The organism is Flavobacteriales bacterium (genome assembly GCA_026129465.1).
Classification (GTDB): Bacteria; Bacteroidota; Bacteroidia; order Flavobacteriales_F; family PHOS-HE28; genus PHOS-HE28.
The window spans coordinates 3,736,669-3,753,326 of sequence record JAHCIA010000001.1 but is presented as its reverse complement, the minus strand read 5'-3'; the positions used below and the strand labels follow the sequence as shown (position 1 = coordinate 3,753,326).

At 63.4% G+C, this 16,658-nt stretch carries 8 protein-coding genes; 6 read left to right on the top strand and 2 right to left on the bottom strand.

All coding sequences use genetic code 11. The annotated features are described in order from the left end of the window. Nucleotides 1-20 precede the first annotated feature (20 nt). From KIT10_15795 to KIT10_15770, 6 genes are all read left to right on the top strand, one after another. Nucleotides 21-2,015 carry a tetratricopeptide repeat protein gene (locus KIT10_15795; GenBank protein ID MCW5900720.1) on the top strand — a complete coding sequence of 665 codons (1,995 nt, stop codon included), beginning with the start codon at nt 21-23 and terminating at the stop codon, nt 2,013-2,015. Between the two features lie 43 nt (nt 2,016-2,058). Further along, a complete protein-coding gene (locus tag KIT10_15790; GenBank protein ID MCW5900719.1) occupies nt 2,059-2,799 on the top strand; it encodes a response regulator transcription factor in 741 nt (246 codons plus the stop codon). Between the two features lie 92 nt (nt 2,800-2,891). Next, nucleotides 2,892-4,511: a T9SS type A sorting domain-containing protein gene (locus KIT10_15785; protein MCW5900718.1), complete on the top strand. Its 1,620-nt coding sequence runs from the start codon at nt 2,892-2,894 to the stop codon at nt 4,509-4,511. Between the two features lie 108 nt (nt 4,512-4,619). Then, nucleotides 4,620-6,296 (top strand): T9SS type A sorting domain-containing protein, encoded by a 1,677-nt coding sequence (locus KIT10_15780; GenBank protein ID MCW5900717.1) that lies wholly within the window; start codon nt 4,620-4,622, stop codon nt 6,294-6,296. A 10-nt stretch (nt 6,297-6,306) separates the two neighbouring features. Next, complete coding sequence (locus KIT10_15775; GenBank protein ID MCW5900716.1) at nt 6,307-7,287, top strand: T9SS type A sorting domain-containing protein; 981 nt, start codon at nt 6,307-6,309, stop codon at nt 7,285-7,287. 161 nt (nt 7,288-7,448) lie between these two features. After that, a complete protein-coding gene (locus KIT10_15770) occupies nt 7,449-8,186 on the top strand; it encodes a hypothetical protein (protein MCW5900715.1) in 738 nt (245 codons plus the stop codon). 99 nt (nt 8,187-8,285) lie between these two features. Here the strand turns inward: KIT10_15770 and KIT10_15765 are convergent, their stop codons facing one another. Together KIT10_15765 and KIT10_15760 are read right to left on the bottom strand one after the other, a co-directional pair. Next, nucleotides 8,286-10,256 carry a hypothetical protein gene (locus tag KIT10_15765; GenBank protein ID MCW5900714.1) on the bottom strand — a complete coding sequence of 657 codons (1,971 nt, stop codon included), beginning with the start codon at nt 10,254-10,256 and terminating at the stop codon, nt 8,286-8,288. Nucleotides 10,257-10,275: 19 nt separating this feature from the next. Next, on the bottom strand, nt 10,276-16,656 hold the full coding sequence (locus tag KIT10_15760; protein ID MCW5900713.1) for a hypothetical protein: 6,381 nt from the start codon (nt 16,654-16,656) through the stop codon (nt 10,276-10,278). Between the last annotated feature and the right edge of the window lie 2 nt (nt 16,657-16,658).

Below are 16,658 nucleotides of genomic sequence, written 5' to 3'. Positions count from 1 at the left end.
TTTCCACACCTGCCGATCGCATGACCTCGTTCGTCCGCTGTTTCTGGCCCACTTGCCATGGGCTGGCTTTTATCGCCATATCCAGCCTGCGAACGGCCGGTGTGCATGCACAGGACGCCTCACTGGTACCGGCCATACGAGCGGAACTGGCTTCGGCCGCCAACGACACCCTGCGTGCCGATGCCCTCGCCCGCCTCTGCTTCAACCTGATCAACTCCGAACCCGACAGCGCACGCCACTGCGGAGAGCAGGCCCTGGCCCTGGCCACGTGCATCGGCCACCCCAAGGCCATCGCCGACGCACACAACAACCTGGGGTGGCTGGAGACCCAGCAGGGCAGACCGGCCGAGGCAAAGGACCACCTCAACGCGGCACTGGCCGGTTTTCGCAGCATCGGCAATCCCTCCTACACCTCCATCGCCCTCAGCAACCTGGGCTGGCTGGCCGACAAACAGGGCGACCGCACCAGTGCGCTGAAATACTTCGACGAGGCGCTCGACCAAGCCACCCTCGCAGCGGATAGCGCCAGCATGGCCGTGCTCCTCTATTCCATCGGCAGCACCTACAACAAGATGAAAGAGTACGGCCGGGCAAGGGCGCAACTGGAACGCTCACTGGCCATCGAACAACGGCTGGGCCGCCGCAACAAGCAGGGCAACTGTCTGGTGGCGATCGGCAACGCCTGGCGCAGTGATGGCGATGCACGCAAGGCCCAGGAGCATTACGCCCGCGCCGCCAAGCTCTACCGGGAGACCGGCAACCAATACGGATCGGGCATGGTGGAGGAGAACAGCGGCGACCTCTTCCTGGAAAGCGACCCCGCCAAGGCCCTGCCCTACTACCAGCGTGCCTTCGCACATTACGACAGCCTGCACAGTGACGCGGACAAGGCCTACATCCTCCAACGAATGGGTGAGGCGCAGAAGGGCTTGAAACGCCATGATGAGGCCGCCGCCAGCTACACTGGAGCGCAGGCTCTGGCCCAACGGACCGGCAGCACCGGCCTGATGATGGAGTTGGAGCTGAGCCTGGGCGACCTGGCTGTTCAGCGCGGGCGCAGCGATGAGGCCCTGGCGCACTACCAACGCCACATGGCCCTGAAGGACAGCCTGCAGGGTGCGGCCAACCAGCGCGAACTGATGCGGCTGCGCGCCGAATTCGAGACCGAACAGGCCGAACAGGAGAACGTACTGCTGAAGACCGAGAACGAACTGCGCCGCCTGAACGAGGAGCGACTCAAAGCAAGATGGATCGCCACTTTCGGGGCATCCCTGCTGCTCATCGCCCTGCTCACCCTGCTCTTCCGGAACTACCGCCTGCGCGGGAAACACACCAAGGATGTGGAGCGTTTCAACAAGGAGCTCCAAGCCCAGCGCGACCAAGTGCAGCACATGAACGACCTGCTGGAATTGAAGGTCCTGCGCAGCCAGCTCAACCCGCACTTCATCCACAACTGCCAGAACAGCGCCATCGCCATGGTGAAGGAAGGCCGCCACGTGGAGGCGCTGGCCTACCTGCAGGGCCTGAGCAAACTCATGCGCATGGTGCTGGAGCATTCCGTCAGCGACCGCATCAGCGTGGAGGAGGAGATGGCATTTCTGCGCCTGTACATGAAACTCGAATCGTTGCGCATGCCAGGGCTCCAATTCGAAGTGGATGCTGACAAGGAACTGCTGGATGAAGAAGCCGAACTGCCGGCGCTGCTCGTGCAACCATTCGTGGAGAACGCCTTGTGGCACGGACTCGCGGCGAAGGAAGGACCGCGCCAGCTGAGTGTACGATTCAGCGCCGCGGACAAGGGACTCCGCTGTACCGTGCGCGACAATGGTGTGGGCCGCAATGGGAAAAGCATCAAGGCCAATGGACACCGCTCGCTGGGCACCGAGTTGACCAACGAGCGCCTGCAACTCCTCACCCACCGGTTGCAGCAGCGTGGCTCTTACACCATCCATGACCTTGAGGATCCCAAGGGCGGATCGGCCGGTACCGAGGTGGTGATCGAATTGGAGAGTTGAAGGCCGTCATCACCAGATCGTCACTCTTCCCGAACTTTCCACCATGATCCGCACCCTGCTGGTGGACGATGACCCGGCGGCACGCAGCTACCTGCGTGGTCTGCTCGCCGATGCGCACCCCGAGGTGGAGGTGATCGGCGAGGCTTCCAATATCCAGGAAGCCCATCGCCTGATCTCCGAACTGAAACCCGCACTGGTATTCCTGGACGTGGAGATGCCCGGCGGCAGCGGCTTCGACCTGCTGCGCGAGCTGAAGCGCTGGGACTTCGAGGTCATCTTCGTCACCGGCTTCCAGCGCTACGCCATCCAGGCCATCCGATTCAGCGCACTGGACTACCTGCCCAAGCCAGCCCAGCCCGATGAGCTGGCCTTCGCGCTCGAACGCTATGCTGAGCGACACGCGGCAGAACTTGATCGCGCCAAGGTGCAGGAGCAGTTCCTCGCCAACATCAACCAGCCCAAGGTGGAGGCCTTCCGCCTCACCATTCCCCACGGCGACCGCACCTTCTTTGTGGCACCCACCGAGGTGGAGCGCTGCATGGCCGACCGCAACTACACCTGGGTGTACCTGGTGCAAGACCGCCGCTACCTGCTGGCCCGCACATTGAAGGAGTTCGAGGAGATGCTCACGCCCTTCGGTTTCCTGCGGATCAACCGCAGCGCGCTGGTGCGCAAGGACACCATCCTGCGCCTACATGATGGCCACGCCGAATTGAAGGACGGCGAGAAGCTTGAAGTGAGCCGGCGGCGCTGGCCGGAACTGAAGCGGATGTGGGCGGCATAGCCTACCACAGGATCGATCGACCGACCAACGGATAGATAGCCTTGTGAACAGGGCATCATGCGCACGCACCTTGGTACTTCAACGCCACGTCCATGCGCGCACTCTACACGCTTTCCGCCTCCCTCCTGCTCCTCTCCGTCCACGCCCAATGGCCCACCACACCGCAGGAGCCGCTGGTGGTGTGCGACCACCCCAGCGACCAGCGGCAGGAGATCCGTGTGCTGCCCGAGCCCGATGGTGGCTGGCTGGTGCTGTGGCGCGACGACCGCGAAGCCCCACAGAAGTACGGTATCTACGGCCAGCGGATCGACCTGCAGGGCAACCTGTTGTGGGAGGAGAACGGGCGCACGATCCTCACCCTGCCCGACCAGAGCATCAACGAACTGGCCACAACCCGGCTGCCCAACGGGAACGCCCTGCTGCTGTACATCCACGGCGCCAGCTACCTCATCAATGACACTATCAGTGCCTTGGCCATTGATGCCAACGGACAACCGGCCTGGGCCACGCCCACGCTGGTGAGCCACAAGGGGCCAACACCCTACTTCCAGGTGTCCTACACCCACCAGCCCGGCCTGCTGCCCCTGGCCGATGGTGCGTACATGGCCTGGCATGCCAATACGGGGCTAGTGGTGAGCCGCATCGCCACCAACGGGACACTGCTGCACCCCTTCCACGGCACCTTGGTGAACATCAACCAGGCACCGAGGCCCTATTTCCTCCACAGCGACCTGGCCGGCGGACTCATCATAGAGAAGATGGCGGGCAGCGACAACTCCCCCTTGCACGTGCAGCGCGTGGATCCTGACGGCAACAGCCTGTGGACGCCGCCCTTGGTTTCCACACAGGGAAATCCCGGACTGTGGTACGACTACCACTCGCGCATGAGCAGCACCGGGGTGATGACCACCGTGTGGCAGAACCAACTGCAGCTCTTCCACGCGCGTTATGACACGAGCGGCACCATGCTCACCAGCACGCCCGACACGCTGAACAACGCGCCCGGCGGGAACTCCAGCCCGCATGTGACGCTGCACGACGGCAGTGCCTGGGTGGTTTGGGCCGATGGCCGCCCACCCTATACCTCCCAGCAGGTGCATGCGCAGCGTTATGATGCCAATGGTTTGGCGCAGTGGATCACCGATGGCGCGCTGGTGATGGAGCCCAACAGCAATGGCACCATGCCGCGCTTCATGGGCAGCGAGGACGGCACTGTGATCCTGGCCACTGTGAGCCAGTGGGGAGGCTTCCGCGCGCAACGCGTGCTGCCCGATGCCAGCACCGCCTGGGCCGATACCGTTCGCTTCTGTGTGTATCAGAAGATGCCCTCACCCGGCACCTATGCGCTGCTCGATGATGGCGACGGTGGTGTGGCCTCGGTCTGGTTCAATTGGAACGACAATGCCATCTATGCCGCGCGGCTGGACCGCTGGGGCCGCTTGGGCGACTTCACCTCCGTGGCCGAGCACGAGGTGCCTTCCTTCAGCCTGTTCCCCAATCCCGCCGAGGGCCAGATCACCTTGCAGAGCCTGGGCGGCAAACCCTTGGGCGAGGTGCGCATCCTCAGCGCGGATGGACGTGTGGTGCAGGACATCGGTAGCACGGCCATGGAACGCACCACTGTGGATGTGAGCGGACTGCCCGCGGGAGTCTACATCGCCACGATCGGCGGACGTGAAGGCCGCGCCGTGCAGCGCTTCGTGAAGCAGTGATCGGATCCATGCGGCCGCACCGCTGGATCACCGCCGCCACCATCGGATAGGAAGCCTTGGGAACAGGGCCATCCGTACGTGCACCTTGGCGGGTGAAAAGCTCAAGCCATGCGCGCACTCTACACCCTTGCTGCCTCCCTGCTGCTTCTTACCGCCCACGCCCAGTGGCCCACGGACCCCAATGATCCGCTGGTGGTCTGCAACGACCCCAGCGACCAGCGCGACTACCGATTGGCTGGCGATGGTGCCGGTGGTTGGTATGTGACATGGCTCGACAACCGCTTGGGCGCGAACCGCTACGCCGTATTCGGGCAGCGGGTGAACAGCCAGGGCATTCCGCAGTGGGAGCCGAACGGCCGCTTGATCCAGGAAGTGCCCGGGCGCAGCATCGGCTTCTACGCCATCGCCCGCATGAGCGACAACAACCTGTTCATGGCCTACATCTCCGGGGTGGACGTCAACTCGGGCGACACCGTGCGGGCCATGGCCTTTGATGACGAAGGTGCAGCCGTCTGGGCCGAGCCCACTCTCCTGGCCATTCCAGGCATGCTGCCCGGTGGCGGCACCGGCTACGCCAACTTCTATCCGCGCTTGACACCCGTCCTGAACGGCATGTTCGTGGGCTGGGGCTCCTGGCCGGTGGGCGGTGCCGACTATGTACACCTGGCCCGCGTGCTGAACGATGGCACCAACCTGATGCCCGTGCAAGGCATCGAAGTACCCAACATGAACAACTCCATCTTTTCAGGCCCCTGGTCCATGCGCCACGACCTGAACGGCGGGCTGCTGCTTGAAGAACGCTGGGGCAATGGAGCCGGTGCGCCGCTCTACGCCATGCGGGTGGATAGCATGGGCAATCAGCTCTGGCCTTCGAACCTGATCGTGAGCGCGAACAGCGGCGGGTTGGCCTATGAATGGAGCTCGGCGGTGGCGCCCACTGCCCGGGTGAATTCGGTCTGGGCCAATGGCTACGACCTGCGCATGGCCATCTATGACACCACGGGCGTGCTGTTCAACACCACGGCACCCATCGATGTGTGCATCCACCCGGATGTGCAGGAGAACCCCTTCGTGGTGCAATCCGCCACGGAGACCACGGTGTTCTGGGCGGACAACCGCGCGGCGTTGGGTGGCGGAAGGCAGGTGTTCATGCAGCGCTTCGATGCGGAAGGCAATGCACTGCTGCCCTCGGAAGGTGCACTGGCCCTGCAGTGCAACGGCAACCAGAACGGATTCCCGCGCGCCATCGCAGCCGAGGACAACACGCACATCGTGGCCATGATCGCGCCATTCGCGAACAATGGTGCCACGCCTGGTTTCCGTGTAGGAAGGGTAACCAACACCGGCACCAACCTCTGGAGCGATACCACGCGCTTCACCACCACGGCCTTCGCCCCCAATGACCTGGTCTCCTACTCCTTGGTATCCGATGGCGATGGCGGCGCGGCCTGCTTCTGGTTCAATTCCACCAACAACGCCATCTACGCGGCCCGGCTGGACCGCAACGGGCGCATGGGCGACTTCACGTCGGTCGCTGAGCACGCGCAGGCCTCGTTCAGCCTGTTCCCCAACCCCGCCACGGACCGCATCACCCTGCGAAGCCGCAATGGTGGTCCGCTGGGCGAAGTGCGCATCCATGCTGCGGATGGGCGCTTGGTGAAGCAGTTCAGCGTGCCACAGCAGGACCGCCTGGTGATCGACTTGACGGACCTGCCCGCAGGCCTCTACACCCTTACCGCCCAGCACAACGCCCAGCGCAGTGCCACGCGCTTGGTGAAACACTGATCATCCACCCATGACACGCAGCCACACACTCCTACTCGCCAGCGTGCTCGCCCACGCGACCAGCGCCCAAGTACTCGACCAGTCGCAAGCCGTGCCGCCGTATGGCGCGTACAGCCATGACCGGTTCGTGGGCGATGCCTTCGGTTCCACCCTGGATACCGTCGGCACCGGGCTCACCTGGAACATCAGCGCGATCGCCTGGACAGCGGACGACCCAGTGACCTACGCCGTGATGGACGCGGGTTCCAGTGCCTTCGCTGGCCTGGCACCGACCGCGAGCACCTGCTTGGTGGAATCCACACCCGGCCAGGGCGATCTGCACTGGTTCTATCGCAACACCACAACTGAACTGGAAAGCGTTGGCGTGGTACTCGACTTTCCCGGCTTCCCCGCCACGCTGGAGCCGGATTGCCCGGGCCTGCTCCTCACTTATCCCGCCCCGCTGGGCACCACGGTGCTGCCCGGTCTTGCGGGCTGCGGCATGGACATCGATGCGGTGGAGCGCAAGGTGCTGGCATCGGGCACGCTCCAGACCCCGGCGGGCAGCTACCCAGGCATGGTGCTCATCCGCACCACGCTCTGCGGGCTCGATCCCTTTGGCAAAGGAGAGACCATCTGCGACCACCGCTACGAGTGGTACAAGCTGGGCAACCTGCTGAAGCCGCTGCTCACCATCTACCGGTTGGACCAGGACTGGAACATGGCCATCCTCCTTATACCGACGGGCTTCACGGGCACGCAGGAGATCACGCTCACGACATCGCTGACCGTCCATCCCAACCCCGCCGCCGACCAGCTCATCGTGCAGCACAGCAAGAGCCTGCCGCTAGGCGAAGTGGCCCTGCACGCCCTGGATGGGCGACTGCTGCTGAGCGAACAATCGAATACGGACCGGCTGGTGCTGGATGTGCAGGACCTGGCACCGGGGCTGTACAGCGTGGCTTGCATGCTGAATGGCAAGCGGACGATGGTGCGGTTCGTGAAGGAGTGAAGGCCTTGAAAGGCGCATGCATCCGGGCCAGGAAGCAGAACCAATCGCCCAAAGACAAGCGAACGGGACATCTGGCGGAGTGAGCCGTCAACAGCAGGATCCTTCAACTTTGGCGCTCGTGCAGGCCGAGGCATGGCCTTTACCGGCTTGAACACGCCCCCATGCTCATTGCCAGACTCTACGCGGACCACCTCTTTGATACCACGAAAAAAGCGCTCGACCTGTTCGGTACGCTGGAGCGACACGATGCATTCGTCGCGTTGAGCAGGTTCGGCGCGCACGAGCCGCTGCGGATGGCCTATGACAAGGGCAACCTGCACCAAGCCTGTGAGCTGCTCGTGGGCGGTGGCCGCTCGGGCGATATCCTCCTGAAGGGAAGCAAGCACAAATTCCTGTGCTGGATCCGTTGGCGCTCTATCGGCGTATCCGAATGGGTCTTCTGGGTCGACGATAAGGTGCTCCAGAAGCCCGCGCTGACCCACGCTTTCATGGGTCTGCTGCACGATCTGGTGAGCCGCTATCATGTTATTTTCGGTGGTGTCGCCACGGAAGCGGAATGGCACGCGAAGAACTGGAAGGTGTCCGAGGACGAGTCAACGGAGATGAAGCTGGGACTCGATGGCATCGACCGGAAGTTCTTCCCCGGCCTTTACTGGGTCACCATCTTCGGGAAGCGGATCACCGTCCCCAACATACGGCAGAACGCAGCCCTACGGCCCTTCCTGGCAGTGTTCGGGAACGATGATCATGCGACCACGATCGTGACCACCTCCGATCCGTTCGACTTCAACAACCCGGAACGGAAGCGCTGTGAAGCAGCCATACGCGCAGTGGTCGGGAGCGAGCACTTTTTCGACCTACACGACCTGGAGAAGACTCCGATGGAGATCAGCTATTGATTCGCTGATCGACGCCCGATGGTCAGCAACACCGGGCCCGAGACGGACCGATGTTCCGTGTCGATCATGGCCTTTCCTGCCCTTCAATAAAGGCTGAACTCAAAGCTGCACCCCCACCTCCCTGCTTGGCCCGCTCTCGGCCCCTGTGACCGCCACGCTGCGCACGAAGTAGAAGGTGAGCTTACCCTTCACGGGATTGAAATCCTCGAATTGGAGCGGCTTCCCGGCAGGCACACTGCCGAGTTTCACCGGATCGCTGCCGCGTGTGTATCGATAGATGTCGAACCGCTCGACGACCTCACTCACCGGCGGCTCCCAAAGCAGTGTCACCTTGCCGCCCACCGATCGCGCCTCCACGCCACCAGGTGCGGCCGGCGGCGCCACCCTGGCCCTTGCCGTGACCGCATGACCCGGCTGGCTGGAGCGGCCCAAGGCATTGATGGAGATCACCCGGTAGGTGGTGGGGCGCCCATCGGCATCCAGTGTGTCCACCAGGAAATTGGTGCTGCGCCATAGCGTGTCCACGCGTCCCTGCGGACGTGTGCGTACCACCTTGTACGCTTCCCACAGGGCCTCACCACTCTGGTCCTCCCAGCGCACGATGGCCACATCCACATCCACTTGGGCGGTGATGCCCTTGGGTGGTTCGGGCACCGGTGCATGGGCGGTGGGCAACACGGCCACCGTGTCGCTCCATGCGCCTTCCACATGGCTGGTGCTGACCGCCTGCACCGCATAGCGATACATGCGCCCACCTGTGACACTGCGCGCCGTGTCCAAGTAGCTGTAGCCACCTTCCGACCCGGCAGGCAACCTCGGCGCGGCCAGCATCAACGGTCCATCGCCCTCACCGCGGTAGAGGTGGAATCCCAACAGGTCGGGATGCGGATGCACCCAGGTCAGTTTCACCCCTTGGTCGGTCACTTCGGCATCGAATTCCTCCACCGGTGGCGGCGCCGAACGATCGTAGGCCACGGCACCGAAACTGACCCCGCGCATGGGCACGTGCGTGGCCTTGTACTCCAGCACGAAGCGATAGAAATAGGAGGTGGCCGGGCGTATGTCCTCATCAACGAAACCGGTTCGATCGGTGCTCAACTCGGCCACGTTCCTGAAACCGTCCACACTGTTGGTGCTTCGCTGCAGCACCACATGCTTCACCAAGGGGGCGTTGTCCAGTTTCCAGCTGATCCCGATGCGGCGCCCCGTGCTGTCGCCCACAGCGGAAAGGTCATAGGGCATGGGCATCTGGGTGGCATCCAGGCCAGCGGCGTACACCGTGTCGCAGGGTGGCATGGGGTTGCCCAGCAGGTCCCAGCCCTTCACCACATACCGGAAGGCACGGTGCCGCAGGGCCGTGGTATCGGTGATGCGATACCATACGCTGTCGCCCTGCCGACGGTCCATTTGGATCTCCGGTTCGATGCGCTCGAACGGGTCGCGGTCCACGCTGCGCGATACTTCCAGGATCTCCGGCCGATGGGTGCCCGTGCAGGCCCAGAAGAGGTTGAGGCGTCGCTGGTGTTCCTGGTAGCTGGTGAAGAGCGGCACCAGGGGTTCCACCACGCTGCCGGCGGAGGAACTGGTGAAGCGTGAAAGGAACTGGTTCTGGGCACCCTGCACCGTGACCCGGTACTGGTAGAGCGTCCCGGGCTTCACATCGGTGTCGCACCAAACGGCACCCACCGCCAGCAACGCGGCCATGTCACTGCTGCCGGCGCCCAATTGCTCGCGCGACCCGTGGCGCTGCAGGCGTTGCCAGAGGCTGTCGGGTTTCGCCGCGCCGGAGCGCGATGGGTAAGGCAACAGGCCGGAGGCTTTCTCCATGCCCTTGGCGATCTCCTTGGCGGAGTTCACAGGCTTCAATTCGGCCACCTTGCGGAACTCCTCCTGCCCTTCGGTGCGCCGTTCGATGCGTATGCCCGTGACGGGACCGCCAGCGCGCATCAACTGGCCACCGGTGAAGACGAAGATGCCTTTGGCACCGGCGCGGGCGAGTTCGGGATCCGAACGCTGCGCCGCCAAAGGCGCCAGTAGGACGGACACCAGGATCGTGAGGATGTAGCGCATGAGGGTATGCATCAAGGGGTCAATTCTCGGTGGGCGGCGGATCATGCTGGGTGGTCGATGTGCCATTGTTGCCCATGGTGAACACGAAGTCCGATCCGCTGTTGCTGATGTTCGCCTGCATGCCCAGGCCAATGGTGCCCCCGATGGTGAAGTGCAGGCAGAGGTCGTCATCGCAGGGTATCGAGCACAATCCGCCGCCCACCGTCATGTCACCGGTGAGGGCCACCGCGCCCGAACCCGTGATGTTGTAGTTGCCATTGCTTTGGAACACCCCATCGAGGCCCACGGTGAGGTAGAGTCCGATGCGGCCATGGACGCACAGCACCCCAATGCTTCCACCGCCACCCATGTAGATGTCCACATAGGTGTCGAAGCCCACGCCGTAAATGCCCGACCCGAAGTTGGCCCCGAAGCGCACATCGATGCCGGCCTCGCAACCCATCTCCAAGGAGGCCAGCGGACTGAGATCGATGCTGAAGGTGGGGATCATGGGCCAGGGTATCTGCGCCCCGGCGTTGAAGTAGAACCCGTTGAAGCGGCCGCTGCCGAAGAGCCCCAGATAGGTGGGCGGCAGGAGGTCGCCGGAGGGATACATGGCCTGTGCGATCGCCACGCCCGCCGCAGGCTGCTGCACCAACAGCTCCTGGATGGACGGTATGAGGTAGGCGGGCACCTGGCGTTCCATCTTCTTCTGCACGTGCAGGCTGTACTGCATCAGCATGGCATCCATCTCGGGCGTTCGCGTGGCGTAGTCGCCCAGCAGGATGAAGGCCATGCCGGTGATCTTCGGATCGCTGAGGTTCACCTGGAGCCCGCTCATGAAGTAGAACCCATCGCGATCGATCACGATGGCCGCGGCACCACTCATGCTCGGCCCATTGCTCACGCCATGCGCCACATTCACCGATCCGCTCAAGCGATGGTGCTGCATGTCATACACCATGTTGATGTTGCCGAATGGCGTTTCGATGTCCTTGAGCTTGACCTGCTGGTTCTCCACCTGCAGATCGCCATGCACCTCGAAACGCATGCGCTGCGGCTGGCCATTCTGCGTCTCGAAGCCCATCTCCTCCGGCATGTCGCCCTTCACATAGAAGGTGTTCCAAGCCGGCCCGTTGGCCCCGTTCTGCACCCACATCTCACCTTCCACATCGGTCATCAGGATGCGGCTGCCGGGGTTGTCGCCGCCCAGGCGCATGCTCTGCTGCGGCTCCCGGTCCACGGTGAGTTTGGTGAGCTGTGCGGTGCGCTCCAGCGTGTACGCCAGGTCCTTGAACACTTGGGGGTCCTGGTCGCCGATCACTCCCCGTATGGTGAGCTTGCCCGGCTCGAAAGTGAGGCAGTTGCTGTTGCCCGGCGTGCTGTGGCTGCCCTTGAGGCTGCCCTTGTTGAAGGCGATCTGCACCCCGTTCACGTCCACATGTGGCATGGCGAAGGGTTGCAGGCTGAAGTCGCTCATGCCACCGGGGTTCTTGTCGTAGAGCAGACCCGTGGTGAAGGTGGGGAAGCCGGGGATCCCCAGGTTCAACTCGCCGGAGAGGGTGAGCAGGTCCGGCGAAATGATCATGCTCATCAGGTGGAACTCGCTCACACCGTGGAACGGATACGGCGCGATGCCGCTGCGCAAGGCCACCTCCTGCGCACCATTGCTGAAGAGCCAGATGGAGGTGATGGCGATGTCGCGCTGTGCCGGTATGCCGTCCAAGTGCGCACCGCTGATGGTGGCCCCGGTCACCTGGTCGTCGCGGCTGGTGACCACCACATACCAGGCGGGTATGGGCCGTGCCGCGTCATAGCCGAACTCCGCAGGGCGCAGGGCATCCACGGGTATGGTGCCCATGAGCTTCATGTTCTGCACGCCCATCTCACCGAGCGAGAAGCTGGTGGGGCCCAGCCTGCCCTGCTCCACGGCCAGTTCCATGCCCGCCGCGTTGAGCACGCCCTTGAAGGCGAAGCCGCTGTTGTCCATGGTCAGTTCACTGCCCGCCAGATCGAACTGGCCCAGGGGGATGTTGAAGTTGCGCGGACCACTGAAGTGCACGAGTTGGCCTTCCACCAGCTTGATGGAGCCGATGGCCAGGTCCAGGTCGTTGTCCGGCGCCGGAATGAACTCCAGGTCGGTGTGCAGTCGCGTGTCCAGCACGAGCGAGTCGGGATACAAGTAGGAACCCGCCGTGATGCTGTTCGCCTGGAAGCCATGCAGGGTGTAGGCCAGCGGCTGACCATTGGTATTGGCCACCCGCAGCGCCTGTGCCGTGGGATACCAGCCTTGCGCATCACTGGCGAAGGCGGGTATGCGCATGCCACCGGTGGGTGCCGCCAGCCCGATGCCCTGGCCCGATGGCATGGTGAAGTTGTTGTCGGTGAAGGAGGCCACCGCCACCTGCACGCCGCCGGTCACGGCGCCCCGCTGATCGCCACCGGGTGGCCGTTCCAAGGCGATGCCCTGTTGGGTGTCGCGCAGCGTGGCATGGTAGGCGAAGTCATCATCGGCCGCTTTCGGATACATGCCAATGGCCACCTCGTTCACGCTGAGCGGCATGGGCAATGCGACCGGACGGACAAGCGGCACGTTCACCTGGTTCACCAGCACATCCGGCTCCACCACCACCTGCTCGAAGCGCACACAACCCAGGTCGTTGCCGCTGGCCGAGGCCTGCTTCAGGCGGAAGGTGGCGTTGGCCGAATCCGGCACGGTGACCCAACCGTTGATGCGCGCCTGCCCTCCCTGCAGTTCCGTGAAGGCTGTCACCTCCAACGGGAAGCCCAGGATCCGGCTGAAATCCATGCCATCGTAGATGCTGAGCTGGAAATCGAGGTTCAGCACCACGTTGCCCTGCAACACTTGCTGTGCATCGAAAGTGGCGATGGCGGCACCGTAGGCATTGGTGTTCACACCACCCTCCACGTATTCCATGCCCACATACTGGCCCTGTTTGGAAGCGATGAAGGTGAGGGCCTGCTTCGGCACATTGGTGAGGGAGTAGAAACCGTCCGCGCCGGTCTGCGCCTCGGCCGTGATGCCCAGATATGTATAGCGCACGTTGGCACCGGCCACGGCAGCGCTGTCGATGCGCACATGACCCTGCACGGTGCGCCCGCGCTGCAACTCCAACGGCTTGTCGTACCAGTGTTTCCCGGGCACGGAACTCACCTCCACCTCGCGGGTGACGAAGCCGCTGTTGTCCGGTGCGTAGATGCGGAATTTGAGCGGCTCGCCGCCCGAAACCTTCACCGCGAAATCCACCATGCCACCGTTGTTGGTGGACCGCACCAGGGGCTGCCCCGGAGGTGAGGCCGGTACCGGACCGCCGGCGGCGGTGGCCGGATGCGCAATGGCGGGGTACAGGATGGCATTGGTGCCGATCAACTCCACGCGCGCACCGGCCAGCTTGGGCCCCTGGAATCCGGGGTCCTGGCCCGGCAGGGTGGGCATGGGGTTCTGTGGTTCGCCATGGACGGTGAAATGGATGCGGTGCAGCTTGTAGGGCACCACGGCATTCACCACATGGGTGCCCGTGGCGGGTACGTTCACCGTGATGGTGTCCCGGTCGTACAGGTCCAGGTTGTTGGGAATGATGATGATCTTACGTCCATTGCCACTGGGCACATCGAGCAGGATCTCCTGCTTGTTGCTGAACCAGTTGAACGAGGAGGAGACGATCACGCCCTGCTGACCACTGGCCGGATCCCAGTAATGCGCGCTGGCGCCGAGGCTCTGTCCGGCTTCGTTGTTCAGCACCACGCGCACCTTGCCCTTGGGCGAAAGCCAGATCTCACCCGCACTGTACTGGTAGCCGGGTCTCACCATGCCCACATCGCCGTACATGCTCAAGGGTATCGGTGTACTGCCGCCACCGGATGGCGCGCCACCCGACGGACTGGAACCCCCGCCCATGCCGCCCAGGAAATTGCCGAAGACGCCCAAGTTCAGCAGCCCCCCTGCGGGCACCGTGCCGCCACCGGGACTGATGTTCATGCGGTTCACCACCTTGATGCGGCGACCGAATCCCGCCTTCTCCACATCCAACACATAGAAGTAGCCCTGGGGCGCGCTGAAGGGTCCTTCCACCGATAGGTTCTGCGCGTGTATGCGGCCATCGTTACCGGTCTGCCCGAAGGCCTCGAGCACCATCGGCTTGCCCGCACCGGCCAGGGCGTTCTTCAGCATGATGAATCCATCGGGCTCATTGCCCTCCAGGCTGGCGCCCCACGCGGGGCCACCCTGCATCAGGTGCTGCATGCCCGCATTGCTGATGCGCCAGAGCTTCCAGGGCGCCAGCGGTTCGGCCAGGGCCATGTTCGCCTGCGTGCCCGCCTGCTGGTTCTTCACCGTGGCGGTGATCGCGGGCTTCTTGATGGTGGTGCGGTTCACGTGGTAGAGCCACGCGTCCTGTCCTTTGAAGGCCCGCGCATGACTCCGGCTCAGGGTGCTGAAGCCATCGCGCAACGAGAGGAGGCACTTGGTGCAGACGGTCATCAGCGCGTTGTTGGCCACATTGAAGCAGGAACCGCCCCAATCGTTCTGGTAGGCGTAGTTCACCGGCTGGGGCAGGTTGCTCAGGCTCCACTGCGTAGTGAATTCGTCCGTGGGCCGCGCCCAGGTGAAGTACAGGTTGTTGTTCGACTCCGTGGCGCAATCGAAGCGCACCAGATCGCGGAACTCCACCAGGCCGTCGCTGTTGGTCACCGCCTTGGCGAGGATCTCATACTGCAGCAGGTTGATGGTGATGGTCTCATGGGCCGCCAGGTCCCCCCGCGATGCCTCATCCTTGGGCACATGGGAAGGCTTCGACCCGGTCTTGCGCAAGAGCAGCACCTCCATGTTGGGCTTGACCAATTGGAAGTCCTGCTTCTCGGCCACCACCACACGCACATCGTAGCTCTTCACCTGCGCATGGAACAGGCCCAGGTCGCCGTTGGCGGGCAGCACGGCATTGAACTGGATGGGTTGTGCGTAATACTTGCGCGCCGGATTGCCCACGCGCACCATCAACACCCGCCTGAAGGTCCCGGTGTAGGTCTGGTTGAACTCACCGGTCCATCCGCCTGTGGAACTCACCATGCCCTGCTTCCAGCCGAAGTCGATCGCCTCCACGTGCGGCACATTGAAGTGGAAATTGCCCTGCGCATCGGTGGTGGCGGTGGCCAGCACGGGAAAGGTGAGCGTGGGCTGGTCATGCACCACCAGCTGGTCGGTCTCCGAGACCAATATGTTGCCGGGCAGCAGCTTGTCCGCATTCACGCTCATGACCGGCGCACTTTGGAATTGCACCGCTTGGATGAGCTGCACCGTGACCCCGGCCAGCGCGGATTGCGTGAAGCCACCGAATCCCGACCGGTTGCCGCCATCCAGGTCCGTGATGATCATGCCGGGTACCTGCACGATCCCCACATCACCGATCACGCCACCACCGACGCCACCGCCACCACCCTGGCTTTCACCATGGTTGGTGAGGTTGTGCCAGAAGTAGTGAAGCTTGCCCGAAAGGGTATTGGCCAGGAATTCAGGCGATACGCCCGGATCGATGATCGTGCCGCCGCCCCCCCCACCAACGTAAGGGATGATGGGCACTTCGGACATGCCGATGGTGAACACGCTGATCTCACTGCGCCCCTGGTTGCTGATGCCCACATTGTTGTTCAGGTCCTTCGCGGTCACCTGCATGGCGTAGGTCTTGCCCTGTTCAAAGGGCAGATCGGCCGGTTGCCGCACGTACACATTGCTCATCCAGCCCTCCTTCCGCAGCACGGGCTGCCCGATCTGCCAGTTGCGTGCGGCGATGATGGCGTCATTGGGGTTCTGCCCCTCGAACACCGGTGTCACCAAGAGGTCGTAGGCGATCAACGCTCCGGCCAGATTGCCCAAGGGCGGGGTCCAGCTGAACACCGGATTCACCAGGTAGGGCGACAGCTCCATGCCATGCACCGGCTGCGTGATGATGGGCGGGTTGGCATAGCTGAGTCCGAATGTGAAGCATCCTCCACCGGGCTGTGAGAGCAATTGCGGACCGTTGTAGTCGAAGGCCTCCACACAGAGCTGGTACAGCCCCTCGGGCAACTGGCCGGTTTGCACAATGGCCTGCTGGGTGGACTGGCTGGCATTGGTGGTGACATACTGCGGATCGAAGAAATCCAGCACGCCTGGCTGGGTGCCCAGCACCACGGTACCACCGGGTGGCACCAGAATGGGCGATGCGCCGCGATGCCCTGCCTCGGTGCGGATGAACACACCCGCCGACACGTTCACCAGGCTGCCCTCGAGGCGCACCTCCTTCAGGTCCATGGTGGTATTGGTCAGGGTGATGATCGCCTGGCCGCTCAGGTCGGCATAGTCATACACATAGGCGGAGTACGGAGGCAGCAGGTTCAGGGAGACGATGATCTGCTGCGCGCGCATCG

What these genes read in the sequence shown, in the direction of transcription:
- KIT10_15795 (MCW5900720.1), top strand. Translation starts at nt 21, where the DNA reads ATGACCTCGTTCGTCCGCTGTTTCTGGCCCACTTGCCATGGGCTGGCT.
- KIT10_15790 (MCW5900719.1), top strand. Translation starts at nt 2,059, where the DNA reads ATGATCCGCACCCTGCTGGTGGACGATGACCCGGCGGCACGCAGCTAC.
- KIT10_15785 (MCW5900718.1), top strand. Translation starts at nt 2,892, where the DNA reads ATGCGCGCACTCTACACGCTTTCCGCCTCCCTCCTGCTCCTCTCCGTC.
- KIT10_15780 (MCW5900717.1), top strand. Translation starts at nt 4,620, where the DNA reads ATGCGCGCACTCTACACCCTTGCTGCCTCCCTGCTGCTTCTTACCGCC.
- KIT10_15775 (MCW5900716.1), top strand. Translation starts at nt 6,307, where the DNA reads ATGACACGCAGCCACACACTCCTACTCGCCAGCGTGCTCGCCCACGCG.
- KIT10_15770 (MCW5900715.1), top strand. Translation starts at nt 7,449, where the DNA reads ATGCTCATTGCCAGACTCTACGCGGACCACCTCTTTGATACCACGAAA.
- KIT10_15765 (MCW5900714.1), bottom strand. Translation starts at nt 10,256, where the DNA reads ATGCGCTACATCCTCACGATCCTGGTGTCCGTCCTACTGGCGCCTTTG.
- KIT10_15760 (MCW5900713.1), bottom strand. Translation starts at nt 16,656, where the DNA reads ATGCGCGCGCAGCAGATCATCGTCTCCCTGAACCTGCTGCCTCCGTAC.